The sequence below is a fragment of the Desulfobotulus pelophilus genome (assembly GCF_026155325.1).
Lineage (GTDB): Bacteria > Desulfobacterota > Desulfobacteria > Desulfobacterales > ASO4-4 > Desulfobotulus > Desulfobotulus pelophilus.
This window is the reverse complement of the sequence record NZ_JAPFPW010000009.1, coordinates 54,316-80,418: the sequence shown is the minus strand read 5'-3', so window position 1 is coordinate 80,418 and position 26,103 is coordinate 54,316. Positions and strand designations below refer to the sequence as shown.

Genomic DNA, 26,103 nt, shown 5'->3' with positions numbered 1-26,103 from the left:
TGCCATGTCAGTCCATCGTTGTCTTATTGTTTGGCTGCTTGCTGTGTTCCTCCTGCCCATGGCAGCCTCTGCGGGAATGGGGCCCATGAAAACCATACAAACCCGCATTGACGCAGCCATTTCTCTTTTAAAAGATCCCAGATACAAAGATCCAGACCCCGATCTTGCTGAAAAACAGCACCAGGAACTATTTGAACATGTTCAGGATATCTTTGATTTCAGGACTATCTCCATGCTGGCAACAGGCCGTAACTGGCGGCGTTTCACACCAGAGCAGCAAAAGGAATTTGCGGATCTTTTTGCAAAACTTCTGGCCAATACCTATATCAGCAAAGTGCAGGAAAATTTCCGCAACGAGCAGGTTGTGTATGATGAAGAGTCCATTATCAGTGAGGGCCGCTCGGAAGTCCGCACCAGGGTACTGCTCAGTAACTCGGAAGTTCCTGTGATATACCGGCTGCGCCACATCCAGAATGAGTGGCGGATTTATGACGTGCAGATAGAAGGAATCAGCCTTGTGCAGAACTATCGCAGTCAGTTTGAGGAATATCTGTTCCGCAGGGAACCGGCAGAACTCATCCAGCAGATGCAGGGACGCATTACGAAACTGGAAAAAGACCGCATACAGAGACGTAAAGAAGGCAAGCCTCTGGATCCGGATGCCGAAGAAGATATGCTCAAACTTTTATAAACGGCTATTTCTCTTCCAGAACAAGGAAATCCATGCGTCTTTTTCGTGCATACCCTGTCATTTTTTTTATCGTTTTTTTTGCATTGGCGGTTCCGGCTTCTGCGGAAAGTTACTGGGATGAAGATGATGATGCCTTTTTTTCTGAAATAGAGGCAGAATATGCATCCGCACCCGGTGCTGACATTGCCGATCCTCTGGAAAGACTCAACCGGGGAATATTCATTGTTAATGACCGACTCTACTTCTGGGTACTCAAACCCACCGCCACAGGATGGCAGAAGGTAACACCCTCCCCTGTCCGGACGGGTATCCGGAATGCCTTCCGTAATCTGGCGGCACCTGTCCGGGTGGTGAACCAGCTCCTTCAGGGGAAAGGTAAAGCGGCAACGGCAGAAACGGGTAAATTTTTTGTCAACACCATATGGGGCATCGGCGGTCTCATTGATGCTTCCCGGCAACTGCCATCCCTTCAGGTCCCTTCGGAGGATTTTGGGCAGACCCTCGGACACTGGGGAATTGGCAACGGATTCTATCTGGTGCTTCCTGTTCTTGGTCCCACCACCGCGAGGGATGGTGTGGGACTCGTGGGTGATTTCTTTCTCCAGCCGACCACCTATACCAGTGGTGACGCACGGGCCTGGGCTGGAATCAAGGCAACGGAGGCAGTCAACGCCACTTCCTTTCGCATAGGAGATTATGAAGCCATCAAAGATGCCTCCCTTGATCCCTATACAGCCATAAAAAACGGATATATCCAGATGCGTATGAAGGCGGTTTCCGAATAGGACCAGCCATCCAATTGATCCTGTGGGGTTCATGCATCAAAACGATTTTCTCACCTGTTCTGAGAAATGGCTGTGTTTTATGGCCAAGAATGCTATGCCATCCGGCAGGCAAAGGACTTCCATCTTTACAAATCCTCCTCAATACTCTAAAATATATAAAAATTTTATTTTCAGAAGCCACTTTCTGAAAAAGCAAATGGCCTTCCTTATCCCCAGCCGATAGGGAAGCTTTTTTATATAACCCCCCATACACAGGCTGCCACAAGTCTTCAGACCTTTCCATCAAACCAGACCTATGGCCTGTTTTTCTATCCGACACGGGGAAAACTCCTCCCCCCTTTCATAAGGAAATCCGTTATGCTGCAAAAGATTACCATACGCCAACGCATGGCTACCATTCTTATACTTGCAAGCTGCATGCTGGCAGGCATGTTCTGGGCAACCTTTCAAACGGCCTATACGGCAAGGGATATGGGAATCCTTGAAACCGGGCAGGTCATGTTCAGGGATCAGAAGGCCAAAATTTATGTTGCCACCCATTCCATGGCCCTGTCCCTTGGAACCGTTGCCGGAGAAATAAAAAGCCCCGAAGAACGCATCCGGCTTTTCCGAGCCATGATTCAGGATATCCGCTTTGAAGAAGATGAATCAGGTTATTATTTTATTTATGAGGGGACCACCAATGTGGCTCTGCCCACCCGCCCCGATCTTGTGGGAAAAGATCTGGGCGGTGCTCAGGATGCGGATGGGGTGTACTATGTAAGAGCCCTGAGGGATGCCGCATCAAAGGGTGGGGATTTTGTAGAATATATTTTTGACAAACCCGGCTTTGGCAATCAACCCAAATTAGCCTATTCCGCTCCCATTCCCGGCACAAATATGTGGATTGGCACCGGTGTCTATATTGATAACATTGCTGCGGAACAGGCAAGGATCAGCGGGAGCATCGGCCAGCAGGTCCGGAACCATCTCTTTGCCGTTGCCAGCATTGCAGGACTTTTTGCTCTCGTCTTCTTTGCCATTGCAGGCTTCACAACAAGGGATGTGGTTTCTTCCCTGCAACGGACATCCGGACTTCTTAAAGACCTTGCATCCGGAGAAGGCGATCTCACCCGACGAATGCCTGAAGAACGCAAGGATGAAACCGGTGAGATGGCCCGGTGGATCAACCGTTTTATCGAACAGATCCATGGGATCATATCCCGTATCCGGGATAATGCGGAACGCCTCCGCAATGCCTCCGGCTCCATGCACCATGAATCCCTGAGTCTTGCCGACGGGGTCCGTACCGCAGCCTCCGGTACGGAAGCCCTTACGGATGCAGCCGCTACCATGAAAAACAATATGGCAGGCATTGCCTCCGCCATGGAACAAACATCAACCAACACATCCATGGTTGCAGCGGCAACGGAAGAAATGACAGCCACCATCGATGAAATTGCTAAAAATGCGGAAAAAGCCCGTCAGACCACCGGAAATACCGTACAAAGGGTGCAGGAGACGTCCCGTAAGGCAAAGGAACTCGGAGATATTTCACGGGAGGTAGGCCAGGTAACGGAAACCATTTCTGAAATTTCTGCACAGACCAATCTGCTGGCCCTGAACGCCACCATAGAAGCGGCAAGGGCAGGAGAAGCGGGCAAGGGCTTTGCCGTTGTGGCCTCGGAAATCAAGGACCTGGCCACTCAGACAGCCAAGGCTACGGAAAATATCCGCAGCATCATCAATCATGCCCTGACCCTTTCACTGGAGGTAGGAGAGGATGTGGGGCATGTGACAGAAGACATCTCTGCCATCGATGATATCGTCAACGCCATTGCTACGGCCGTTGAGGAACAATCCGTTGCCACAAGGGAAATTTCCGGTAACGTGCTTCAGGCCTCCAAGGGCATTCAGGAAGTCAATGAAAACATGACCTCCCTCCATGCGCTGGTAGGAGACATATACGGTGACATTGATTCCGTTCGCAGTGCAACGGCCGATATCACGGCAACGGGCGATGCCGTCAGCACCCATGCGGAGGAAGTGGCCGAGATGGCAGAAACACTGGAAACACTGGTCAAACGTTTCCGACTCTAAAAAATGATTCCACGGGGGAAAAAGTCCGCTGATTCCCCCGTTCACCTATTAATGCAGAATGCCGCACGGAAAGTCACTCCTTCAGGTATGCCATGTAAAAAGACTGTTTCAGCAACGCCTGCCCCAATTCCATCTCTCTCACCAGGCCTTCAGATGGAACAGATGTAAAAAATCATCTTTTTGCAGAATATCGTTCAACCAAAAAGCCATATCAGGAGAATCATAAAAGGGCTGATCCCGAAACCGGGCCAGAAACGGATCATAATAGGACTTCTCAAAACGCAGCACACGCTCTCCCATAAGATCCCTCACCCGTACTCCCCCGGGTCTGTGGAAGTGCAGATGTTCCGGATCCAGCATTCCCAAATCAGACAAAAGCTTCACCTTGTGCGTGCAGCGGCATGGATTGGATGCGTCCACATGACCGCAGACACCCTGCATATGGCGGCTCACCTTCTGCCTTCCTCTGGAAAGTTTTTTACGAAAGGCTTCAGGGGAAATCTCCATCAGCTCTGCACCCAGCCTGTCCCGTACTCCAAATACACCACCGAGGAGAAAAACCAGCCTCTCCGGGCGTTTCAGACAGAGGATCATGCCCATCATGCATCCGGTTTTCAGTTCTTCTGCCAGCAGAGCTGTTTCCGGATGGGAATGGGACCTGTCGTCGGGTATTGCTTCAATGATCCCCACATAGGTATCAAAATCATGGATACGCACTTCAAATCTCTTTTTTTTCATGTTCAGCACGTGGTTTACAGCCACACGATAAAGCCAGGTACGAAAAGCTGCCTTTGCCGGTTCATACCTGCCAAGGTGGGTCACCATCCGGATGAGAATCTCTTGAGTAATATCCTTTGCATCTTCATGGTCCATCACCATTTTAAAAGCAATATTATAAATCCATGCCTGATGGCGTAAAACGAGTCTTTCAAGGGCTTTACCATCCCCATGCAGACAGGACTGCACCAGCAGCAGATCCGGCTCCGGGCTGTTGCTGATCTCTTTAAATGGATTTTTCACTGCTCGCACTCCTTTTATTTTCGTCTGCCCGCAACAGGTTCTCCTCATTGCTGATACAAAAAAAATGCTGATCTGTGACAAAAATTTTTTTTTGTCACAGATCGATTTTCCAGCGGTATCAGACAGGAGGAAGCAGAAAAAACATTGCAATATCCCGGCATGAAAAGGAAAGCTGTTATGAAAAATAACGTTCTATGGATTGTGTGCATTGGAATAATAGGAATGGCAGGCTGCACAGACCGCAATCATCGTATGAAAGAGGAAAACATGCAAAGAAAACCATCTCCTGATGTCTCAGCAATTTCTGTCTTTGATCTCAACGGGAAGGCTGTAGCGCTGGACTCTTTATGGCAGGACAGGAAAGTGGTTCTGGTATTCCTCCGTCACTATGGCTGACTCTTTGCGCGGCAGCAGGTGGCTGCCCTGATGGAAATCAAGGAGGATCTGGACAGCACGGGAGTGGCACTGGTCAGCATCGGCAGCGGAACCCCGGAGGATGCCCGGCACTTCATGGAAACATTTTCATATCGTGGGGAAATGTATCTGGATCCGGCACTGGGGGCATACCGGTCCTTTGATCTGAAACGCAGCTTCTGGAAGACTCTGGGGCCTTCTCCCCTGATGCGTGGGTTGAAAGCCATGAAAGAAGGATTCCGGCAAGGCCGCAGTGCCGGAGATCTCTGGCAGCAGGGGGGGCTTTTTGTAATCGGTCCCGGAAACAGCCTTCTGTTTGAACACGTCAACGGCATGGCAGGGGATCAGGCAGACCTCCATGCGGTTTTACGGGCAGCCTCCCAGCCTTAGGCTCATTTTCCGGCACAGGCAGCTCCTTTTTTCATGTTTTTTCAGCTTTCTTGAATCAGCTGTCTGTTTCCGGAAAAAGATCTATCACCTTTTTGCTCCATGACTGGCCGGAGATCAAAGGATACAAGGATTCCGCTGAATCATTTGAGATACCGACCCATGGTCAAAAAGCAGCCACCTGCCCAATAAAGCACCCGCTGTCATCCCCTATGCCAGCGTTCACCAGAGGAGCGGCATCTTCCCGGCCGGAAGGCGCCAGTATCACACCGGACAGTACGGCCACACCATCCAGATCAAATCCTGCTGAAATCTGAGTCGGATAGGGCGCATACACCGGGTTGCCATGGCTGTCCGTCCGGCTTCCGTCCCCCACCACATCCTCAAGCCGTACATATAGAATACGGCTGAGGTCCACCAGACCTTGTATCACTGCATCTTCTTTTTCAAGCTGATCCAGATCAAAGGGCGTTCCGTAACCAGCCCTGTACTTTCCCGCAAAACCATCAATTTGGGTGGGATTCACATGCCCAAAGGCATGCACCCTATTTTGGGTCAGAGAATGGGTGGGAAAACGTACAAAGATATGCCCATCCGTGGAAACCTCCACAAAGGCAAGCTCCAGAAAGGTATCGCTGAAGCTGTTGCCAAACACCGCAAAGTCATAGCCTTCTCTGTTCTCCAGAGGAAAATCAAAGGTCAGTGTAAGGCTGCCACCCATTCCAAGGGAAACCACATCCGTTGTGATGCCGCTGGCCCTGCCAAGGGCTCTTTCCGGATTCCTCCATGGATCTTCCACACCCGTACCGGGTACATATTCACTCCATCCCGTAGCCCAGCCTGTAATTTTTTCATGGTCCATGGGAATGGCTGTAGAGTCCGGCCTTCCCGCCTCCGGAGCATAGGGACCTTCACCCCCAAGACATACAAAGGGCAAAAGCAGAATAATACCCAAAACACCCAAAGGAATCAGACTCCTTTGGCATATTTCCCATAGGGGCCTGACCCCTTTGGCCAATACGTTCCATGTCAGAAACAAAAGGTCACCCCGGCTTTCAGGTATCTTCCCGGCATGGGATAGGACGCACCGGAATAGGCTGCCATGGCATAGGCTTCATTGAAAATATTGTGAACTTCCACAAAAAGATCCAGGGGTGAGCTGTGCAGACGGGCCCGCATATCCCACACATGAAAGGCATCCAGTTTCTTTTCCCGGTTAGCAAAATCATTGCCGTCATAGCGACTGTCAAACCAGCGACCAGCCAGATAGAGCCCCACCACTTCCACGGGTTCCCATGAAATCTGCCATCCTGCATGGCGCTCCGGCACAAGGGGAATCACCTTGTCATTTTTTTCAAAACGGGCCTGCATCCATGTCATGTCCAGCCGCAGGCTCCATGCAGGAGCCGGATAGAGCGTCAGGGCCGTTTCCAGACCACGCCTCCGGGTTTTCTCTTCATAATTGCGGTTTTCCTGCCGAAGACTGTCGTAATAAATTTCATCATCAGCCTCCATGGAAAACAGCCCCGCTTCCAGACGATACCAGCCCGGAAAAGACGAACGGAAACCCAGCTCAAGGTGACGGCTTTCCTGAGGTTTCAAGTCCGCGGAAGCCTGAGCCAGTTCATCCACATTGGGCCCCCGGAAACTGGTGGCAAAAGAAGTATACACATGCAACCATGGCCTCATCTCATAGACAAGTCCCGCATCCCAGGCCTGTTTTTCCCATGTTTCACTCCGCAAGCTGTGTTGCCGCCATCCTTCCGGACTCATCCGGTCATAACGGTAATCCGCATCCATAACATGGTGACGTCCTCCCAGAGACAGACGCAGAGACTCCGTCAGACCCAGATCGGCAGCCGAAAACACACCATACTCCACAATTCTTCCATTGTAGCGTCGGGCCAGATTGGCATCGGGATCCGTACGCACATAATGGCTTTCCAGATGATCCAGACCGAAATGCAGGCTGTGGTGAAGGCCATTACGCTCAAGGGGCAAGTGATAATCCATGCGGGCCGTTTTTTCCGTAACCCCCGTATCCACCGGAGGGCCGCTTTCACTGTCTGCCACCTGCCTGCCCGTCATGTCCATTTTTTGATCCCTGTAGCGCAGGCTTCTCTGCAGCTTCAGGGTTCCCATGGCATCAAAGTTTCCTTCCGCCCGTGCCGTAAATCGTTTTTCAAAGGTTTCTCCACCGTCATAGGGCGTGGATGCGCTTTTGCGGGACCTGCCCTGAGTCACCGGTCCGGGAAGACCATAGCTGTCTGCGTACACATGGCCGGACAGACCAAAGGAAAAAGGGCCTTTCTGATTATACTGCAAATCCAGCCCCGCATCCTTTGCATCAAAAGCACTGTTTTCCCGGTATCCGTTCGTTTCCCGGTGTCCGCCATACAGACGAAAGGCTGACTTTCCGCTACTGCCGGAGGTCTGGATGCGATTTTTTCTGTGACCGAAGCTGCCCGTTTCCGTGGAAAGGGTGGCGGAAAGCTCCGACGGTTTTTTCGTGATAATGCGGATTACCCCCCCCACGGCCCCGCTGCCCCAGTGTACGGCACCGCTGCCACGGATTATTTCAATGCGTTCCACATCTTCCAGAGCTATGGTAGAAAAATCCACACCGGAAAGATCCCTGGCATTCATAGGGACATCGTCCACCAGCACCAGCACATTACTGGAAAAAGTATCTCCCATGCCCCGGATGTCCAGCCCTCCGGATTTCCCCACGCCTTCTCTGGGAACAAGACCCGCCTCCCGTGCCAGTACCTCCACCAACCCGGCTCCGGGTATGCGATTGAAGTCTTCTTTCTCCAGCACCCGCACGGGCCGGGCCAGTTTTTCCGCATCCTTATCCTCCCGTCCCGCCGTCACCACAAGGGTTTCCAGCTGCAAAGCTGCGGGGGCTTCTGCAAAAACAGGGCAGGCAAAAATCAAAGCGGCGGACACAACAAAAAGCAGACATCCTTTCATCTTACCAGCCCAGAGTCTGGATAAAACAGCTGCTGTCCGAATCTTCTGCTTCCATAATGCGGGGACCGCCCACATTATCCAGAGCAAAATAGGCGGGAGTGTTCATGCCATCAGCACTATTATCACTAGATTTCATGGAAAAGGTCAGCCGCTTCACTTCTCCCAGAGAAGACAGATCCACCCATTTCCAGGAATCAAGAATAGGGGGACTGGCCGCACCGTTGCGAAAGTCCGCCAGATACACATCTTTCTTACCCGTGGAATCTCCATTGGCATTACGGCCTGTTATGGTCAGTTTAAACCAGTCTCCTTCCGCAAATTTTTTAGCAAACTGATCCCCCTCTTTCATGGACCAGTAAGCATAGGTGGTATTGGTTACATACAGACCGGAAAGACGCTGGGGTGAGTCCAGAATCAGCTCCGTTTCACCGGCAAAAGAAGAATAATACCCCACAGCATAGGTGCTGGAACCATCAATGCCTTCTCCGGTTATGGCACTGTACTGGTTGAGCCACCCCCTTGTCTGAGTATCCTTTTTTGTGGAAAGGGCAAAGCCACTCCAAAAGTCCCAGGCCGAAATGTAGGTATTCTTGAACAGAATGGTTCCGGAGCGGATTTCTCCACTCCCATCACTGCCGTTCCAGTAGCCATTCGTAAATTTCGCCCGGTCCACATCGTCAAAAGTGGCCGGAACAAAGGTCTGGGCCCAGAGGTAAAGGGGAGTGAACACCACCACAAAAGCCAGAACCACAGCCTTCATCCAGGATTGTCTTCGTACCATTGTCAGTTTCCTTTCCGACATCATTATTATCATTACCCATGTTCCCTCAGGGGGAACGCTTCCAGAGCATCCGCAAAAAAACAGGACCACCGATCACAGCGGTTACGATTCCCACGGGCATTTCCGTAGGTGCCACAAGGGTTCTTGCCAGCATGTCACAAAAGGCCAGAAAGGATCCTCCTGCCAAAGCAGAAAAAAAGAGTCCCCTGCGCATGTCCGGGCCGGACAGACTCCGCACAGCCTGAGGTACAATCAGGCCCACAAAACCAATGGGGCCGGAAACGGCCACCGCCGCCCCCACCAGAAGGCCCGTTGCCAGACAAACGGAAAAACGGACCCTGCCCACGGCCACTCCATGGGCCCGGGCCAGCTCTGGATCCACGGCCATGAGATTCAGAGGTGCACCCAGTGGAAAAAGAAGGAGGGAGCCCGCAAGAAAAAAGGGCAGCAGGGCAAGAATATTTTCCCAGCCTACCACATCAAGACCTCCCATGAGCCAGCGATCCATGACCACCAGACGGGAAGGATCCACTGCATAGCGGATCAAAAGCATCAGTGCACCGCAGAGAATATTAATGGTGACACCGGCAAGAATCACCGTTTCCGATGCCTGCCCGAAGCGGGCTGCCATTTTCAGTGAAAAACCCACCGCAACCATGGAGCCGGCAAAGGACAGGAGCTGCACCGAAGAAAAGGGGCCCCACCAGATGAGCCAGGCGGGAAAGGAAAGGGCCATGGAGGCACCCACCGCAGCGCATCCGGCAATGCCCAGCACAAAGGGCTCTGCCAGGGGGTTTTCCAGCATGACCTGCAGGGCCGCACCGCAGGCGGCAAGGCCCATGCCGCAGATAAAGGCCAGCAGCACCCGGGGCATACGGTGATGCAGAAGAATTTCCGCATGCATATCCTCTGCAGAAGAAAAAACACTTCCAAGGGTATGAAGGGGAATACTTTCCGCACCGAAAAAGGGCAGGATCAAAAGGGCAACCAGAGCCATACCTCCGTAGGCCCATGCATGCCAGCGGCTTGGCTCTTTCATGCAGACAGGCTCCCCCGCTCCGGCAGCAGCACCCGACCTTTTTTCCCATCGGGATGGGGCCAGACACCCATGGATCCACCATAGGCCTCTCTCACTGCCTCGGAATCCAGTACTTCATCGGGCAGGCCCTCTGCCAGAATACGGCCCTGATCCATAAAAATCATGGAGTCGGAAAAAGCGGCGGCAAGATTGATATCATGGCTGACCACCAGAGCTCCACAATGATGACGTGTTGCCTCTTGCAGCATCCGGAAAACCGTCACACCATGATGGGGATCGAGCCCGCTTGTGGGCTCATCCAGAAGCAGATACGCCGGATCACGACTCCATACGGAAGCCAGCAGCACCCGTTGCTTTTCTCCTCCGGATAGGGAGGAGAAAGACCGGTTTTTCAGATGGATGACACGGGTTTTTTCCATGGCGCAGGTAGCAGGCCCACACCCTGAGGGTCTGTGTCTGCGTCCTCCATCCAGAGCAAACATTCCCATGGCTACCATCGCCTCCACAGAGAAATCATAAAGGGCACCCACCTCCTGGGGCAGATAGCCGATCCGGGCGGCCGTATCCCTGCGTGACAGATCACTTAGAAAACGACCTTCCAGCAGCACCGTACCTCTTGCCGGACGCAGCACTCCGGCAAGCAGTTTCAGCAGAGTGGATTTCCCACCGCCGTTGGGCCCGATGACGGAGCATAGCCCTCTCTGAGGGACCGTTATATCCAGGGGTCCCAGAGAAAAATCACCACCACGGTCAAAAAAGAGTCCCGTTGCCTTCAGTCCTCCCATGGCATCATCTCTGCGATGGTCTCACCCAGAATGGCAGCGGCCTCGGCAATACGGGGACCGGGCATGAGAAGACGGTTATCCGTAAGAACCCGAATCCGGCCTTTACGTACTGCAGGAACGGATGCCATGGCCTGCCACTCATGGACCAGACCGTTTCCCTCCCGTTCCCTGTCTCCCGGCATGAACTCAAGAATAATATCCGGCTGGCGGACAAGAATCGCTTCCTTGGAAACGGTGGGATAACGCTGGGACTGATCATCAAATATATTCCTTCCGCCAGCCAGCTCCGTCAGCTCCGTAAGAAAGGAATCCCTGCCCGCCGTCATGATACCGGAAAGGGTTCCCGGTGTTCTGCCCACGACCAGAAGCACGGCAGGGGGCTTACTTCTGTAAAATTTTCTGCCCAGCCTTTCCAGTTCCGCCTCCATGGCATCGGTCAGCATCCGGGCTTCCGCATCCTGTCCCAGAGCATGCCCCAGAATATGAAGCCCCTCCCGGATAGAAGTCCTGTCTTCCATGGCCACATGAAGCAGGGGAATGCCATGCCTGCGGCAGTATCTGTCCACTTTTTCATGCTGTCCCTGCAGAATCACCAGATCCGGCTTCAATACGGCAATGCGCTCCAGATTGGGATTGAAATAGCCTCCCACAGAGGGCAGATCCAGTGCCTCAGGCGGCCATGAGGTATACTCAGGGATACCTGCCACACGCTCTCCGGCACCCAGAGCGAACACTGCTTCCACAAGACTGGGAGCCATGGGCAGAATTCTCTGACTACCGGCAGAACCCATTTCGGCAAAAGCCATCAGAGCCAGCACGGCAACCATGCATATTTTTTTCATATATCCTGCTTTCACACCGGAAAAAAGCAACCGTTCAGAATTTTAAAAATAAGGATACACAGGTCTTGCGGAGGTGGGAGGAAAGAAGGGGTATTGGAAAATCCACGGGATTCTGCAAAAGCTTTTTCAGAGCACGAGAAAGCATAGCACAGCAGGGGCCACCGCCCCACAGCAGCCATGCCACAACGACTCCTCGAGACCCAGAGAACAGGCCTGATCAGCCAGTACCGGCACAGAGTACATTGTTTGCAGAACATCCTTTTTCTTTCCGCCCTCTGATCCGCAAGAGGCCGGGGTACACCATTCAGGGCAGGTCTTCTGACTTTCCGGATCATCTGCTGTTCCAGCCTTCCCGTCTCTTTTGCAGACAGTGGCATCGTTGAAACAACATCCCCGGTTACAGCGGTGGGCCCGTTCCCGATTTGCACGGGATTCCCTATCAAGTGCCAAGCACACCCTGAATAAAAAGCTTTTTTACACGGAAGCCCTTAAAACACAAGGCATAAAAAAAGGACACCCAGAGGTGCCCTTTTTTCCCTGTCCATGGATAACAAAAAAACGGTCAGGATTGTCTGGCTTTACGGATATCGGCAAGATCCTTTTCAAAAATATCTTCATCCAGGCTGTTGCCTTCCCTCATGATGAGAAGAGCCAGCTTATGCATATACCGGCGTCTTTCATCCGGGTTCCTGCCGGGATAATTCCGGAAAGTCATGACAACCCCCGCAAGGGAGGCAAAAAATGCATGGGAGAAAAAACGGATATTCTCTGCTCCTCCTGCCCTTTTTACCATCTCATCAAACATTTTCAAAAAGTAACGCTGCACGGCATTGAATTTTTTCAAGGCCCGTGTATTCACCTCACCCCGGATCATAAAATGACACATCATCTGAAACGTTGCTTCATTATCAATGAGATAATCCACAACAGCAACGGCCAGATCTTCAATGGTACCGCCATTGGACAAGCGCTGCTCCAGAAGTCCTTCTATGGAATTGATGTCCTGAATCAGGGCTTCCACAAAAAGATCATCTCTGCTTGGAAAATAACGATAGATAGATGCTGCCGAAACGCCTGCTTCCGATGCGATATCCCGCATACCGATATCGTGGAAAGATTTTTCCTCAAAAAGCTTCATGGCTGCATTTATAATCAGACTTTTCCGAACTTCACGCTCGTCTTCCCTTAACTTCATGAATGTGGACCGATCCGACATTCCCTTTAACCTCCTCATAACCCGCATTCCTGCAGATCAACCATAGGAGCCGCCATCACAGCAGCATGTCTGATGCACTGAACTGAAAAAGTAAGCCCGGAGCCTTGTCAGGCCTGTCGGACTGGAAACCATAAGAGACTGAACTGAGCAGACCGGGAACAGTTTCGTTGTTCCCATTTCAGGGAGGTAAAAAGTTACCCACAGGAATTAACTAAAGTGAGGATTCCATAACACCTGACACAAAAAACAAATCAACAGTCTTTTCAGACCACTCCGGAATCCCAAAAATCACCATCACTTTTCCCTAAAGCAAGGCAGTTCATGGCGTTTTTGCTGTTTTCCCGGCCTTTGCTTTCTTCTCTGCATCGGCAAGGGCCATATAAAAAGCACCTGCCGCAAGCTCAGCGCAGTGGAGCTCATGTTCGGGTAAGGTTTCCAGATAACGGATCACCGTTTCCGGAAGAATCTGCCAGGCCATATCCAGATCCTTGCCTTCTGCCATGCAGGAAATGGTTGCTGCGCAGGCATTGGTATTCATGCAGCCATCAACCTGATAGGATACAAAACGAAGACACCCCTCTTCAAGGGTCAGAAAGAACTCAATGGTATCTCCGCAATCACCTGTCCTTTTGCCATATCCATCCGGATGGCTGATTCTCTCCTGCCTCTGGGTATCAAAGGCCATTTCAAGATAATGCTCTGAATGTGACTGCCAGAAATTTTTTTCTTCCATCCCAAAGCCTCCAAACTTATGCAATATACAGGAACGAATATTTTCTTTCCAGTTTTTTTAAAAAACAGCGATCTTTTTTTAAATTTTTTTCTCAGAACCGGTTCCGCATCAGCCAAGCCAGCGGCGCAAGGTACCGAGGAGAGTATGGGGTTTCACAGGCTTTGCCAAATAATCATTCATTCCAGCGGCCAGACAATCCTTTCTGTCCTCAACAGCGGCATTGGCTGTCAGGGCAATCACGGGTACACTCCGGTTTCTCTCGCCGGCAGCCCCCCCACGAATGGATCTGGTTGCTTCCAGCCCATCCATTCCCGGCATTCTCATATCCATAAGAACAGCATCATAGGGACTGAGCGTCAGCTTTGCGAGAGCCTCTTCAGCATCCTCCGCCAGCTCAACACAAAAGCCTTTGTGCTCAAGGATTCTTGCCACAACCATGCGATTAACAGCCTGATCTTCCACCACAAGAATCCGTCGTATCGCCTTCTCCACAGACATTTTCTGCTCCGCAACAGGATTCATCAACTCCTTAAAAAAAGAAAAAAAGCGGGAACGGAATAAAGGCCTCTGCAAGGAAGGCACCTGAATACCGGAGCCACCAAGCCACACAACCGGTGCTCCTGTGGGCGGAGCAAGATTCTTGTCCATTATCCACAAAAGAGGATGCATGGCCCTCTCTCCGGGGAAAACCGGCATGCCACCCCCATCCCGGATCCACCTGGCAAGCAGAAGCCCTTCCTTTCTGTCTTCTGTACAAATGCCCAGTTTTTTTTCTGCAAACACTTCCCGGAGCTCCACGGGAAAGGGCGGAGGAGGTGCCGCAATGGCAAAGGGAATTTCTATGAAAAACCGGCTTCCTCCATCCGGGCTGTTTTCAACAGATATCTCACCCCTCATACGTGTTACAAGCTTTCTGCAGATGGCAAGGCCAAGGCCCGTACCGCCATGCCGTCTTACGGTCCGGCTGTCAGCCTGAAAAAAGGGAGTAAAGATATGATCTTTATCTTCTTCTGCAATACCCTTGCCCGTATCGGCAATACAGAGTTCCAGAACAAAGGTATCCGCAGAAGTCTGCCTGCCTCCCACCGTCAGCACAACGTCTCCTTTGTCCGTAAACTTCACCCCATTGCCTATGATATGAATCAGCATCTGGCGGACCCGATCCTCATCTCCCACAAGGAGTGCGGGAAGCTTTGGGCAGGGCATATATTTCAGACGTATTTTTTTTTCAGTGGCAGCTTCCGCAAACAGATCCAGCACAGACTCCATAAGTCGTTCCGGATCAAAAGGACGTGCATCCAGCCGGAGGTCTCCGGATTCAAGGGTGGTATAATCCAGAAGGTCATCAATCATTCCGAGAAGATGACTGCCACTGCCACGGATCACATCCAGCATTTCTTTCTGTTCCCGGTCAAGCCCACCTTCTCTCAAGAGATCTGCCATACCCAGAATACCATTCATGGGCGTCCGGATTTCATGACTCATATTGGCCAGAAAAATGGTTTTAGCCCGGCTGGCCTGTTCCGCGCGACAAGCCAGCTCCCGGGCAGCTTCCATGGCATCCTGTAAATCCCGGTTCAGTTTTTCCAAATCGGCCGTTCGTTCCGCCACCTTGCATTCAAGGCCCTCATTGGCAGACTGAAGCTGCTGGCGGATACGCAGATTCTCCTGAAGTGCGCACTTCAGTCTGGTATTCAGATCATGGAGGGCATGACAGTCTCTGTATGCCCGCAGAGCCATGATGACTGAGCTCACAAAACGCTGGGAAGTCAGTTCACTTTTACACTGGTAGTCATTGATACCGTAGTCGGAAACCACCAGAGACTCAGGGGCCATGCCCGGCTGGCCTGTCCGCAGAATAATCTGCAGGCAGGCATTCTTTTTTTTCTCCCGAATCATGGGAACAATGTCCAGGCCTGCGGTGTCACTTTCCATCACCACATCCAGCACCAATACGGCCATATCTTTATGGAGCTCCAAAAGTTCCAGTGTCTGGAGTGCGGAAGAGGCCTCCAGAAGCTGCAGCCTTCTTCCCTCGTACATCACATCAGCCAGAACAAGACGGGTCAGCCGGTGCACTTCCGGGTCATCATCGGCCACAAGAACCTTCCATGGAGGCAGCAGACGTTCTTTCGCCCTTTCCTCTCCGGAGGCCCCGGTCATACACTCCGGCTGAAAAAGGCAGGGATCTTCCTGCAAAGACTTCCCCTTCATTCAGACTATCCTTTCCGGCAGTATCTTCCGCAGCTAAAACGGGCATAAACCCGATGTTTTTCTTATTTTTCCCGATGCCACCGGAAAAGACCGGCTCCCACAACCATAAATATCAGGGAAAGCCCTGCAAGGGCCAGCATATGGTGATACACATCCGGAATACCGGCCCCCTCGTTCATAATCTGACGTGCCGCCGTTATGACATGAGTAAGGGGCAGAAAAAATGCCACCTGCCGCACCCATTCATCCGCACCTTCCAGAGAAAACCAGACCTCTGAAAAAAACATCATGGGCCATGCCATGAGATTCAGAACACCTTCGGCAAACTCCTCACTTTCCGTCCGGGATGCAATAATCACCGAAAGACTGACCAGAGCAAAACTACCCATGGCAAAGATCATAAAAAGCGCAAAAATGGACCCTTTTACCCTAAATCCAAAGAGAAGACTGCAAATCGCCAGAACAATACCGGTACTGACCAGCAACAGAAAAATTCTGGAAACAACCTGCCCTGTCAGAAACTCCCATGGACGCAGCGGGGTTACACTCAAACGTTTTAATACGCCGTTTTTCCGATACCGCACAATAGCATACCCCACCCCGAAAAGGGAACCGAACATGATATTCATGCCGATGATGCCCGGAAAAAGCCATTCTACATAGGGTAGGCTTCCGCCGGCTACGGGAGTCCGTAAAAAATATATCGGATCCGGGTGTTCCGCAGCCATAAGAAAACGCTCCGCCACATATCCTCCGGGTGCCCCCTCCGCCACCCAATACCGGCCATCCGCCGGATTCAGCAAAAAATCAACACGCTGTCTTTCCAGGGCATGCCTGCCCTTCTCCAGACTGTCAAAAACAAGAAGATGCAGATGCCGACTTTTCTGAAAGCGTTCAAGGCTCTCTTCAATGGCGGAGTCAGCAGGCAGATCCACAATCCCAACCCTGGCAAAATTCCGGGTATCCGCCGAAAAAAACACGCTGAAAGAGGCAATAATCAGCAGAGGAAAAAGAAAATTCCATCCAAGGCTGGTTTTATCCCTGTAGAATTCTCGAATACGGGCTCTTGCAATAATAAAAATCCGTCGAATCATATGATTTCCTGTGAGAACGCGACAAAAAAAGACTGAATGGGTCAGGGCCTCAGTTCCCGGCCGGTCAGCTCTATAAAAAGATCCTCAAGGTTAAAAGCCCGGACAGAAAGCCGGTTGAGATCCGCACCGAGAGATACCAGAGTTTTCAGCGTTTCTCCCGGTTCACGGGTATGGATAGCGACTCCGCCCTCACCCTGACGCAGTGTCCACGGGAAATGATCCGGCAAGCAACCGTCAAGGGCTCCGGGGCCAAGGGTCATCACCGTTCCATCGCCATGGGCAGCCAGCATATCAGCGGGCCTGCCCATGGCGATGATGCGGCCGGCATCCACGATGGCAATTTCATCGCAGAGAATTTCTGCCTCATCCATATAATGGGTGGTCAGTACCAGGGTTTTACCCGATCTCTTGATTCGTCCTACAATATCCCAGAGATGACGCCTCGCCTGGGGATCCAGCCCTGTGGTGGGCTCATCCAGAAAAATCAGATCCGGATCATTGGCAAGGGCCATGGCCAGCAGAAGGCGCTGTTTCTGTCCTCCGGATATGCGGGCATTGTCCTTATCCAGAATATCCTGCAGCTGACAGGTCTGAATCAGTTCTTCCAGCGGGGCCCTCCGGCGGTACAGTCTGCGAAAAACCTCAAGGGTTTCACGAACCGTCTGGAGAAGCAGCAGCTCGGTGCTCTGCAGCTGTATGCCCACCTCTTCCCGGAATGCCCTGCCCCTGGGTTTTCCCTTGTACAGAATTTCGCCGGATGTGGGGGAAAGAATCCCTTCTATTACTTCAATGGTAGTCGTTTTACCGGCACCATTGGGCCCCAGAAGACCGAAACAGATGCCAGGACGAATGGCAAAACTGATGCCCCTTACCGCTTCCACCTTACCAAAATTCTTTACAAGATCCCGGATCTCAAGAACCGGAGTATCCATCAGTTTTCCTCCAGGAGATAATGATACAGCTGTTTCAATGCCAAAGCGGCAAAAACACGCTGATTGGATCTCCGCTCTCCTTCATTTCGCACGAATGTCCAGGAAAGCGTTCTGTTGTGATCGGCAAGTCCAATACAGACCATACCCACTGGTTTTTCGCTGCTTCCCCCTCCCGGACCGGCAATACCCGTTGTGGCGAGACCCAAATCCGCCACACCTGCTCCACGGGCTCCTGCTGCCATTTCTGCGGCTACGGCCTCACTGACAGCGCCTTCCCGGACAAGCGTTTCGGAACGTACGCCCAGTATCCTTTGCTTGGCATCATTGGCGTAGGTTACCGCCGAAAGCTTGAAAAAATCAGAACTTCCCGGATAGGAGGTAAACAGGCTGGCCATGAGGCCGCCTGTGCAGCTTTCTGCGAGGGCCAGAGTCCGGCCTCTCCTCCTCAGAAGACAGGAAATCTCTTTTGCGTAGTCATCAGGGTCCAGCCGTTCATTCATCATCATCCTTTTTCCATTTATCCTCTTTACCCATGACTCTGGCCCCCATGATTTCCGGCTGACAGTGGCACTGGGGGTATCCGGCAAAACGGGTAAATAAGGAACAACATCATCCACCCAAAATTGCTTATCTGTCTGGCATAAAAAACGACCCTTGACAAGGATGGCGCCCAAAGCAGCCCCCTTTTTCACCGAATACCGGCACAATCTATTTTTTTCTACCAAGCTGCAAGCCCGCACACCGTAAAACATTTGAATAAGATCGAAACGCTCTCGGCAAAGCACCCGCTCTTTACCATCCGAACACAACGATCAGGCCGTTTTATCTGCGTTGAGCAGAAAATGAACTGTTACGTATCCCCGCCTTTGCCGGAAAACACTCTGCCATGGCTGCACCACCACGCAGCCAAAAAAATCTTGACAGCTCCTTCCCATATGGTAAATACATAAAAATGTTTCTATGTACAGAAACAAGGCCAGATAACAAACTGACAAAAAACAGGACAATATCATGCAAAGCCTTTGCCATTCCATATGTATTCCTACACTCTGGTGGTGGCCCGTATCCCTCGGACACCACGGCACAGGCTGACTGAGATCAGATGGCCCGTGGGTGTCCCATGACACCGCAGGCCAGAACAGTTTTATCAATATGGTATCAGGGGCTGCGGGAAATCCGCGGCCCCTTTTTTTATTGTAAGGCATTTGCGTGAACTCCGGAACCGTCTCCGGACCGGATGCAAAAGCCCTTCATTCCCATAACCTGAAGGATACAATACCATGCTCCTTGAACGCTTTCCGGAAAAATCCTTTTTCAACGAAAAAATCAGGGAAGGATGTAATGTCGTTCCTTTATGTGCCCGCATCCTTGCGGACAGTGAAACGCCCGTCTCCATGCTGCGCCGTTTTCACAATTCCCAGGATCCCATCTTCCTGTTTGAGTCCGTAGAAGGTGGGGAGCGGTGGGCAAGGTACAGCTTCCTTGGCACCAGTTTCCGGTCTGAAGTCCGGATTTATCAGGACCGCATAGAAAAACACGGTCCCGGCCCAGCAGAAATCCTTCCCCACAAGGGTGATTTCACCCCTGCCCTGAGGCAGATTCTCCAGCGCTACAGGCTGGCAGAGCTGGAAGACCTGCCCCCCTTCCCCGGCGGTCTTGTGGGATATCTCAGCTATGAGGCGGTAAGCAGTTTTGAAAAAATTCCCCACAGCCTTCCCCCATCAAGGCCACTGGGAGTCTTTCTCATCCCCGACACCCTCATGGTCTTTGACAACCACCGCCACACCCTGACCTGCATCTGCCTTGCCTTTTCAGAAGACGGAGCCAGTGCGGACAGCGCCTATACCACAGCAGAAGCCAGACTGGATACCCTGCTTGAAACCGTCAGAAAGCCTGCCCCTGAAGAAGGTATCTTTCAGGGACCGGCTACGGTTCTCCAGCCCGTGACACCGCCGGATATCTTCCGGGAGCGGGTGGAAAAGGTGAAACAACATATCATGGAAGGCGATATCATTCAGGCCGTCATCTCCCAGTCCTTTGAAGGTCCGGCTCCGGATGATCCCATAGCTCTGTACCGAGCTGTGCGTTACACCAATCCATCACCCTATCTTTTCTTTCTCAGGGCCGGGGGCCAGACCCTTGTGGGTTCTTCCCCGGAAACCATGGTACGCCTTGAAGAAGGCCTTGCCACACTGAGACCCATCGCAGGCACCCGGCCAAGGGGCCTCAATCCTTCGGAAGACCGCCGCCTTGCAGATGATCTTTTAAAGGATGAAAAGGAAAAGGCGGAACACCTCATGCTGGTGGATCTTGGCCGCAACGACCTTGGCCGCATTGCCCGAACGGGCTCGGTTCAGGTAACAGATCTTATGATGGTGGAACGCTACTCCCATGTCATGCATCTGGTTTCCAACATTACAGCCCAGCTGAAGCCGGAACTGGATGCCTTGCACCTTGTGGCAGCCACCTTCCCCGCCGGTACCCTTTCCGGAGCACCCAAAATCCGGGCCATGGAAATTATAGCGGAAAACGAAGACCAGCCCAGAGACGCCTATGGCGGAGCTGTGGGGTATTTCAGCTTCAACGGCAACATGGATCTGGCCATTGTCATCCGCACTGCCATCATCCGTGGTGAAACCCTCACCGTACGCGCCGGTGCCGGTATAGTGGCAGACTCCGACCCTGAAACCGAAAGACAGGAAACCCTGAACAAGGCCAGAGCCCTTCAGATGGCCCTTGCCATGCTGGCAGGCCCCAAGCCCCTATAAGGAGAAGAATCATGCAGAAAACCCGGATTCTCATGGTGGATAATTTTGATTCCTTTACCTTCAATCTGGTGCAGTATTTTGAAGAGCTGGGTGCTGAAGTTCTAACCTTCAGAAACAACAATATAACAGCCGAAGAGATTGAAACTATGAATATTGACGGCCTTGTCATTTCTCCCGGCCCGGGGCGGCCTGAAAAGGCAGGTGTTTCCATGGATTTTATCCGCCGCTTTTCCGGGAAAAAACCCATACTCGGCGTATGTCTGGGGCATCAGAGCATTGCAAGGGTATTTGATGCGGAAGTGGTGCATGCAAAGCGGCTCATGCATGGCAAGGTTTCTGAAATCACAGCCGACGGAAAGGGAGTTTTTACCGGTGTCACCCGGCCCTTCAAGGCCATGCGCTACCATTCTCTGGCCGTACGGGAAGAAAGCCTTCCCGCCTGCCTTGACATCACGGCCCGCTCAGAAGACGGGGAAATCATGGGGCTGCGTCATCGGGAACACCCCACCGAAGGAATACAGTTTCATCCCGAATCCATCATGACCCCCATGGGCAAACGCTTTCTTCGTAATTTTCTGGATCAGGCCGCAGGCCATATAAAGGAGTGAATCATGCTGTTCAGAAAGCTAATGGAAAAAATCATCCGCCATGAAGATCTCACGGAACAGGAATGCGGCGAAGCCCTGGAGGCCATATTCACCGGAGAAACCGATCCTGCCACGGTGGCCGGTTTTCTTGCCGCCCTTGCGGTAAAGGGAGAAAGCGCCAGCGAACTGACCGGTGCGGCCCGTGTTCTGAGGCGTAACATGCAGCGCATCCAGACACCGGCCAGTCTTACGGTGGATACCTGCGGTACGGGCGGAGACGGGGCAGATACCTTCAATATTTCCACCACAGCCGCCTTTGTGGTGGCAGGCTGCGGTGCGGTGGTGGCCAAACACGGCAACCGTTCCGTTTCCAGCCAATGCGGCAGTGCCGATGTACTGGAAACACTCGGTGTTCGGCTCGACATCCCTGCGGAAGCCGTGGAGGAAGCCCTCTTTGAAATCCATATAGGGTTTCTCTTTGCCCCGAACTTCCATGCCGCTGTCCGCCATGCAGGGCCTGCCAGAAAAGCCCTTGGCATCCGTACCCTCTTCAATGCCATCGGTCCCATGGCCAACCCTGCGGCGGCATCCTGTCAGGTGATCGGTGTGTTCAAACCGGAGCTTACGGAAAGCATGGGACAGGCCCTGCTGGATCTGGGTACCCGCAAAGCCTTTGTGGTGCACGGCCATGACGGGCTGGATGAAATTTCCGTATGCGCTCCCACAAGGGTGACGGAGGCAGCCGATGGCAGGCTGAAAACCTATGATCTTTATCCGGAAATATATTTTGGTGAACCCGCCGATCCTGAAGACCTGAAAGGTGGGGATGCTACAAACAATGCGGCCATTACCCGGGCTGTTCTCTCCGGTGAAAAGGGAGCAAAACGCAACATTGTTCTCATCAACAGTGCGGCCGCCCTTGTGGCCTGTGACAAGGCAAAAGACATTAAAGATGGCATCAAACTTGCCGGAGAAGCCATTGATTCCGGTGCAGCCTTGGCAAAACTGGAGGCCCTGATTCAATTTACTCAGGAGGCCGCCGGTGGTCGATAACATGACATCCATTTTGAAAAAGATTATTGAAAAACGAAAACTCCGCATTGAACAGGCCCAGAGAAAGCAGCCGGAAGCCCTTTTATCGGATATGCTTTCCCAAAGATCCGTAATACGGGATTTTGGGGCCGGTCTGCACCAAAATCCTGAAAAACCAGCTGCCATCATGGCTGAAATCAAACGCAGGTCCCCTTCCAAGGGGGATCTTAATCCAGACCTTGATGCCGCATCCCTTGCAAAGGCCTATGAAAATGGCGGAGCTGTAGCCCTTTCCGTTCTCACGGAACCGGATTTCTTCGGCGGCAGCATTGAGGATCTGAAGGAGGCACGAACGGCAACCCGCCTTCCCGTACTGCGCAAGGATTTTATCTTTCACCCCTATCAGGTGCTGGAATCGGCAGTTCTGGGGGCAGATGCCATTCTCCTCATCGCCCGGATTCTTGAGCCAAAACTCCACAAGGAACTGGCGGCTCTGGCTTCTGAGCTGGGTCTTGCTGTGCTGCACGAAATTCATGGAGAAGAAGAAATCCCCCAGACACTGGATGCAGGGGCCAGATTTGTTGGCATCAACAACAGGGATCTTGCCACCTTCACGACAGACATCCGTATGGCGCCCCTCATGGCGGCCCTCCTGCCTGGGGGGGTGATTCCCGTGGCCCTTTCCGGCATCCGGGGACCTGAGGACATAGCCGTCTCCAGACAACTGGGGGTGCACAGCTTTCTTGTGGGCGAAAGCCTTGTGCTCAGCCATGATCCGGAAAAAGACCTGAAGGCCATGGTGGAAAGCGGGGTTCTTCCATGACCTTCATCAAAATCTGCGGCATCACCCGTCCGGATACGGCCCGTTTCTGTGCAGACCTTAAGGTGGATGCCATAGGATGCGTCTTTTTTCCCAAAAGCCCGAGGCACCTTGATGTGAAGATGGCAAAAACAATTACAGATTCTGTACCTAAAACCATGCTGAAAGTGGCTGTCATGGTCGATCCCGATTTCAAGATAGCTGTGGATACGGCAACAAAGGCAGGCTGCAATGCCATACAGCTCCATGGGAAAGAAAGTCCTTTTCTGGTGGAATCCCTGCGACAGGAGGGTTTTTATGTCATTAAGGGACTTTATCTCTTTCAGGAACCTCCGGTGGCTGAGGCTGCAGCTTATCCCGCAGACCGCTTTCTTGTGGAAGCGGTCGCAGGAACCATGCCCGGCGGCAACGCCAAAAGCTGGGACTGGACAGCGGCCAAGGATTTCTGCCAGCGTTATCCTGCCCTGCTTGCCGGTGGTCTCCATCCGGACAATGTAAAAAATGCCCTCATCGAAGCAAAGCCCTTTGGCGTGGATGTAAGCTCCGGCGTTGAATCTTCGCCCGGTATCAAGGATCATGAAAAAATAAAGGCCTTTGTGGAGGCTGTTCGCAATTATATATGAAAGGAAAACCATGACAGCTTACCCGGATTTCTCTGCCCTGCCCGATGCAAAGGGCCATTTTGGAATTTTCGGCGGCCGCTATGTGGGAGAAACCCTCATGCCCGCCCTGCTGGAGCTGGAAAAAAACTTTGAGTCCATCCGGAAGGACAAGGACTTTCAAAGGGAGCTTTTGATTCTTCTTCAGGATTATGCAGGACGGCCAACGGCCCTCTATGCCGCCGACCGCCTTTCGGACATGGCCGGAGGAGCAAGGATTTTTCTCAAACGGGAAGATTTGACTCACACAGGTGCCCATAAAATCAACAATACCCTTGGGCAGGTGCTGCTGGCCCATCGCATGGGAAAACGCCGGGTCATCGCGGAAACCGGAGCCGGTCAGCACGGTGTGGCCACGGCCACGGCAGCCGCCCGCTTTGGCATGGCGTGTACGGTTTTTATGGGAAAAGAAGATATCCGACGGCAGGCTCCCAATGTGGCCCGCATGAAACTTCTCGGTGCAGACATCATTTCCGTTGAAGAAGGAACCGCCACCCTGAAGGATGCCATGAACGCCGCACTCCGTCACTGGACAGCCTGTGTGGAAGACACTTTTTATGTGATTGGTTCCGTGGCAGGCCCCCATCCCTATCCCCTGATGGTGCGGGAATTTCAAAAAGTGATTGGTGAAGAAGCAAAGGAGCAGTTTTTGACCAGAACCGGCGGCATGCCCGACCTCCTGGTAGCAGCCGTAGGCGGCGGCTCCAACGCCATGGGGCTTTTCTTTCCCTTTCTGGACACGAAGGTTGAAATGCTGGGAGTGGAAGCCGCCGGTGAAGGCCTTGAAGGACGACATGCGGCCACCCTTCTCAAGGGGAGCGTGGGTGTTCTCCATGGGTCCAAGTCCTATGTGCTGCAAAGCGAAGACGGCCAGATTCTGGAAGCCCACAGCGTATCCGCAGGGCTGGATTATCCCGGTGTGGGGCCGGAGCATTCCCTTTTCAAGGACTGCGGACGGGTACAGTACACAGCCATTACGGACATACAGGCCCTTTCCGCCTTCAAGCTTCTGACCCTAAGCGAGGGCATTCTTCCGGCGCTGGAATCCAGCCATGCCCTGGCAGCTGCCATCCTTGAGGCAAAAAAGAGGCCGAAAACCCAGAGTATTCTTGTGAATCTTTCCGGCAGAGGTGACAAAGACATGGCCAATGCCACCAATCATCCGGAGTTTGCCGTCATCAACGCAGAACTTCTTCTGAAGGCATAAGGAATTGGATCATGAACCGCATCCGCAACATGTTTGAGCAGTGCAGAAACCGCAAAGAGGCTGCCCTCATCGGTTTTGTATCCGCTGGTGACCCGGACATGGAAACCAGCCGAAAAATTATTTTTTCCATGCTGGACCATGGCATGGATCTCCTTGAAATCGGCATCCCCTTTTCCGATCCCACGGCAGACGGTCCTGTCATTCAGCTGGCTTCCCAGAGGGCACTTAAGGCAGGAGTGAGCCTTGGCACCGCTTTAAAAATGGTAAAGGAAATCCGGGAGCATTACCCAACCCCCATTGTACTCTTTTCCTACCTGAACCCCATCCTTGCCCACGGCCCGGAAAAATTCTGCAAGGATGCTGCCGCGGCCGGGGCAGATGGTGTGCTGGTGGTGGATATGCCCCTTGAGGAATCGGGCGAGCTTCTTCCTTTTCTAGAAGCCTCAGGCCTTGTTTCCATACCCCTTGTGGCCCCCACCACGCCGGAAGACAGAATGGAGATAATCTGCCGGAATGCCAAGGGTTTCATCTATCTGGTCTCCATGACGGGCGTCACCGGTTCCGGCGGTCTCCATACCGACGGGGCCGGAGCCATGGCCCGGAAAGTACGGGCCGTAAGCCCCGTTCCCGTGGCTCTGGGCTTTGGCATCAGCGAAGCTTCTCAGGTGGCTGCCCTCGTCCCCCATGCCGATGGCATTGTCATTGGTTCCGCTTTTGTCCGGGTTATCGGAGAAACAGCCGACAGGGAAAAAATTCCTGCCATACTTGGAAAAATGACAAAAGAATTCAAAAAAGCCTGTACACATTCCCGCTGAATACCAAACTCCGGAGACAGGTAATTCCCCCGCTCTCCGGAGTTTCGACAGAACAGGCTCCCTCTCCGACCCGCAGTAGCCCGTATTTATTTCTGGATATCTCCGGGAGAAACGGTGAGAACCCATGGGAGATGGGTCAGGGGAACGAGGCTGCCGCCTCAAACGTTTCCTCGCTTTAAGCCATAAACCCCTGCAATCACATAAAAAAGGTGGGTATACCATCATGATCT

The 26,103-nt window shown here is 52.4% G+C and carries 24 protein-coding genes and 1 riboswitch; of the genes, 11 read left to right on the top strand and 13 right to left on the bottom strand.

The annotated features are described in order from the left end of the window. Positions 1–4 precede the first annotated feature (4 nt). From OOT00_RS09130 to OOT00_RS09120, 3 genes are all read left to right on the top strand, one after another. Complete coding sequence (locus OOT00_RS09130; protein ID WP_265425070.1) at positions 5–691, top strand: MlaC/ttg2D family ABC transporter substrate-binding protein; 687 nt, start codon at positions 5–7, stop codon at positions 689–691. 32 nt (positions 692–723) lie between these two features. Further along, the gene (locus OOT00_RS09125) at positions 724–1,476 is read left to right on the top strand and encodes an MlaA family lipoprotein (protein WP_265425069.1); all 753 of its coding nucleotides are present in this window, start codon (positions 724–726) and stop codon (positions 1,474–1,476) included. A gap of 357 nt (positions 1,477–1,833) precedes the next feature. Then, the gene (locus OOT00_RS09120; RefSeq protein ID WP_265425068.1) at positions 1,834–3,555 is read left to right on the top strand and encodes a methyl-accepting chemotaxis protein; all 1,722 of its coding nucleotides are present in this window, start codon (positions 1,834–1,836) and stop codon (positions 3,553–3,555) included. Between the two features lie 138 nt (positions 3,556–3,693). Here OOT00_RS09120 and OOT00_RS09115 read toward each other — a convergent pair whose 3' ends face one another. Then, positions 3,694–4,575, bottom strand: coding sequence for an RNA polymerase sigma factor (locus OOT00_RS09115; protein WP_265425067.1), 882 nt, complete (start codon positions 4,573–4,575; stop codon positions 3,694–3,696). 177 nt (positions 4,576–4,752) lie between these two features. Here OOT00_RS09115 and OOT00_RS16225 point away from each other — a divergent pair, with 177 nt between their 5' ends. Further along, complete coding sequence (locus OOT00_RS16225; protein WP_272502270.1) at positions 4,753–5,379, top strand: peroxiredoxin-like family protein; 627 nt, start codon at positions 4,753–4,755, stop codon at positions 5,377–5,379. A 163-nt stretch (positions 5,380–5,542) separates the two neighbouring features. On the opposite strand, the gene OOT00_RS09100 is transcribed toward OOT00_RS16225, so the two are convergent. The 12 genes from OOT00_RS09100 to OOT00_RS09045 all read right to left on the bottom strand — a co-directional run bounded on the left by OOT00_RS09100 (position 5,543) and on the right by OOT00_RS09045 (position 18,491). After that, entirely contained in the window at positions 5,543–6,340 is a 798-nt protein-coding gene (locus OOT00_RS09100) for a hypothetical protein (protein WP_265425064.1), read from the bottom strand. 65 nt (positions 6,341–6,405) lie between these two features. Continuing rightward, the gene (locus tag OOT00_RS09095; RefSeq protein WP_265425063.1) at positions 6,406–8,349 is read right to left on the bottom strand and encodes a TonB-dependent receptor; all 1,944 of its coding nucleotides are present in this window, start codon (positions 8,347–8,349) and stop codon (positions 6,406–6,408) included. Between the two features lies 1 nt (position 8,350). Then, positions 8,351–9,130 (bottom strand): DUF4465 domain-containing protein, encoded by a 780-nt coding sequence (locus OOT00_RS09090; RefSeq protein ID WP_265425062.1) that lies wholly within the window; start codon positions 9,128–9,130, stop codon positions 8,351–8,353. 46 nt (positions 9,131–9,176) lie between these two features. Next, entirely contained in the window at positions 9,177–10,169 is a 993-nt protein-coding gene (locus tag OOT00_RS09085; protein ID WP_265425061.1) for a FecCD family ABC transporter permease, read from the bottom strand. Continuing rightward, entirely contained in the window at positions 10,166–10,954 is a 789-nt protein-coding gene (locus tag OOT00_RS09080; RefSeq protein ID WP_265425060.1) for an ABC transporter ATP-binding protein, read from the bottom strand. The genes OOT00_RS09085 and OOT00_RS09080 overlap by 4 nt, the downstream gene beginning before the upstream one ends. Then, positions 10,942–11,796, bottom strand: coding sequence for an ABC transporter substrate-binding protein (locus tag OOT00_RS09075; RefSeq protein WP_265425059.1), 855 nt, complete (start codon positions 11,794–11,796; stop codon positions 10,942–10,944). Before OOT00_RS09075 ends, OOT00_RS09080 begins: the two co-directional genes overlap by 13 nt. Before the next feature lie 291 nt (positions 11,797–12,087). After that, a riboswitch (cobalamin riboswitch) is annotated at positions 12,088–12,271 on the bottom strand. 87 nt (positions 12,272–12,358) lie between these two features. Further along, entirely contained in the window at positions 12,359–13,012 is a 654-nt protein-coding gene (locus OOT00_RS09070) for a TetR/AcrR family transcriptional regulator (RefSeq protein WP_265425058.1), read from the bottom strand. A gap of 319 nt (positions 13,013–13,331) precedes the next feature. Continuing rightward, entirely contained in the window at positions 13,332–13,745 is a 414-nt protein-coding gene (locus OOT00_RS09065; RefSeq protein WP_265425057.1) for an iron-sulfur cluster assembly scaffold protein, read from the bottom strand. 108 nt (positions 13,746–13,853) lie between these two features. After that, positions 13,854–15,959: a response regulator gene (locus OOT00_RS09060; protein ID WP_265425056.1), complete on the bottom strand. Its 2,106-nt coding sequence runs from the start codon at positions 15,957–15,959 to the stop codon at positions 13,854–13,856. Positions 15,960–16,021: 62 nt separating this feature from the next. Continuing rightward, on the bottom strand, positions 16,022–17,053 hold the full coding sequence (locus OOT00_RS09055; protein ID WP_265425055.1) for an ABC transporter permease: 1,032 nt from the start codon (positions 17,051–17,053) through the stop codon (positions 16,022–16,024). Positions 17,054–17,094: 41 nt separating this feature from the next. Next, the gene (locus OOT00_RS09050; RefSeq protein ID WP_265425054.1) at positions 17,095–17,985 is read right to left on the bottom strand and encodes an ABC transporter ATP-binding protein; all 891 of its coding nucleotides are present in this window, start codon (positions 17,983–17,985) and stop codon (positions 17,095–17,097) included. Further along, positions 17,985–18,491 carry a CinA family protein gene (locus OOT00_RS09045; protein ID WP_265425053.1) on the bottom strand — a complete coding sequence of 169 codons (507 nt, stop codon included), beginning with the start codon at positions 18,489–18,491 and terminating at the stop codon, positions 17,985–17,987. Before OOT00_RS09045 ends, OOT00_RS09050 begins: the two co-directional genes overlap by 1 nt. A gap of 774 nt (positions 18,492–19,265) precedes the next feature. Between OOT00_RS09045 and OOT00_RS09040 the strand changes: the two genes are divergently transcribed. Genes OOT00_RS09040 through trpA form a run of 7 tightly spaced genes read left to right on the top strand, consistent with a single transcriptional unit; the run spans position 19,266 to position 25,873 of the window. Next, positions 19,266–20,753, top strand: coding sequence for an anthranilate synthase component I family protein (locus tag OOT00_RS09040; protein WP_265425052.1), 1,488 nt, complete (start codon positions 19,266–19,268; stop codon positions 20,751–20,753). A gap of 11 nt (positions 20,754–20,764) precedes the next feature. Beyond that, positions 20,765–21,361: an anthranilate synthase component II gene (locus OOT00_RS09035; protein WP_265425051.1), complete on the top strand. Its 597-nt coding sequence runs from the start codon at positions 20,765–20,767 to the stop codon at positions 21,359–21,361. Between the two features lie 3 nt (positions 21,362–21,364). Continuing rightward, positions 21,365–22,393 carry an anthranilate phosphoribosyltransferase gene (gene trpD / locus OOT00_RS09030; RefSeq protein ID WP_265425050.1) on the top strand — a complete coding sequence of 343 codons (1,029 nt, stop codon included), beginning with the start codon at positions 21,365–21,367 and terminating at the stop codon, positions 22,391–22,393. After that, positions 22,383–23,195, top strand: a complete 813-nt coding sequence (gene trpC, locus OOT00_RS09025; RefSeq protein ID WP_265425049.1) for an indole-3-glycerol phosphate synthase TrpC — start codon at positions 22,383–22,385, stop codon at positions 23,193–23,195. Before trpD ends, trpC begins: the two co-directional genes overlap by 11 nt. Further along, complete coding sequence (locus OOT00_RS09020; protein WP_265425048.1) at positions 23,192–23,815, top strand: phosphoribosylanthranilate isomerase; 624 nt, start codon at positions 23,192–23,194, stop codon at positions 23,813–23,815. The genes trpC and OOT00_RS09020 overlap by 4 nt, the downstream gene beginning before the upstream one ends. A 10-nt stretch (positions 23,816–23,825) precedes the next feature. Further along, a complete protein-coding gene (trpB, locus tag OOT00_RS09015) occupies positions 23,826–25,058 on the top strand; it encodes a tryptophan synthase subunit beta (protein ID WP_265425047.1) in 1,233 nt (410 codons plus the stop codon). 11 nt (positions 25,059–25,069) lie between these two features. Continuing rightward, complete coding sequence (trpA, locus tag OOT00_RS09010) at positions 25,070–25,873, top strand: tryptophan synthase subunit alpha (protein ID WP_265425046.1); 804 nt, start codon at positions 25,070–25,072, stop codon at positions 25,871–25,873. Positions 25,874–26,103 lie beyond the last annotated feature (230 nt).

Bases quoted from the DNA above. Each gene is read 5' to 3' on its own strand.
- OOT00_RS09080 (WP_265425060.1), bottom strand. From the start codon at position 10,954: ATGGGAGGACTGAAGGCAACGGGACTCTTTTTTGACCGTGGTGGTGAT.
- OOT00_RS09035 (WP_265425051.1), top strand. From the start codon at position 20,765: ATGCAGAAAACCCGGATTCTCATGGTGGATAATTTTGATTCCTTTACC.
- OOT00_RS09095 (WP_265425063.1), bottom strand. From the start codon at position 8,349: ATGAAAGGATGTCTGCTTTTTGTTGTGTCCGCCGCTTTGATTTTTGCC.
- OOT00_RS09065 (WP_265425057.1), bottom strand. From the start codon at position 13,745: ATGGAAGAAAAAAATTTCTGGCAGTCACATTCAGAGCATTATCTTGAA.
- OOT00_RS09070 (WP_265425058.1), bottom strand. From the start codon at position 13,012: ATGTCGGATCGGTCCACATTCATGAAGTTAAGGGAAGACGAGCGTGAA.
- OOT00_RS09090 (WP_265425062.1), bottom strand. From the start codon at position 9,130: ATGGTACGAAGACAATCCTGGATGAAGGCTGTGGTTCTGGCTTTTGTG.
- trpA (WP_265425046.1), top strand. From the start codon at position 25,070: ATGAACCGCATCCGCAACATGTTTGAGCAGTGCAGAAACCGCAAAGAG.
- OOT00_RS09085 (WP_265425061.1), bottom strand. From the start codon at position 10,169: ATGAAAGAGCCAAGCCGCTGGCATGCATGGGCCTACGGAGGTATGGCT.
- OOT00_RS09055 (WP_265425055.1), bottom strand. From the start codon at position 17,053: ATGATTCGACGGATTTTTATTATTGCAAGAGCCCGTATTCGAGAATTC.
- trpB (WP_265425047.1), top strand. From the start codon at position 23,826: ATGACAGCTTACCCGGATTTCTCTGCCCTGCCCGATGCAAAGGGCCAT.
- OOT00_RS09045 (WP_265425053.1), bottom strand. From the start codon at position 18,491: ATGATGATGAATGAACGGCTGGACCCTGATGACTACGCAAAAGAGATT.
- OOT00_RS09060 (WP_265425056.1), bottom strand. From the start codon at position 15,959: ATGAAGGGGAAGTCTTTGCAGGAAGATCCCTGCCTTTTTCAGCCGGAG.
- OOT00_RS09075 (WP_265425059.1), bottom strand. From the start codon at position 11,796: ATGAAAAAAATATGCATGGTTGCCGTGCTGGCTCTGATGGCTTTTGCC.
- OOT00_RS09040 (WP_265425052.1), top strand. From the start codon at position 19,266: ATGCTCCTTGAACGCTTTCCGGAAAAATCCTTTTTCAACGAAAAAATC.
- OOT00_RS09120 (WP_265425068.1), top strand. From the start codon at position 1,834: ATGCTGCAAAAGATTACCATACGCCAACGCATGGCTACCATTCTTATA.
- OOT00_RS09125 (WP_265425069.1), top strand. From the start codon at position 724: ATGCGTCTTTTTCGTGCATACCCTGTCATTTTTTTTATCGTTTTTTTT.
- OOT00_RS09130 (WP_265425070.1), top strand. From the start codon at position 5: ATGTCAGTCCATCGTTGTCTTATTGTTTGGCTGCTTGCTGTGTTCCTC.
- OOT00_RS09020 (WP_265425048.1), top strand. From the start codon at position 23,192: ATGACCTTCATCAAAATCTGCGGCATCACCCGTCCGGATACGGCCCGT.
- trpD (WP_265425050.1), top strand. From the start codon at position 21,365: ATGCTGTTCAGAAAGCTAATGGAAAAAATCATCCGCCATGAAGATCTC.
- OOT00_RS09050 (WP_265425054.1), bottom strand. From the start codon at position 17,985: ATGGATACTCCGGTTCTTGAGATCCGGGATCTTGTAAAGAATTTTGGT.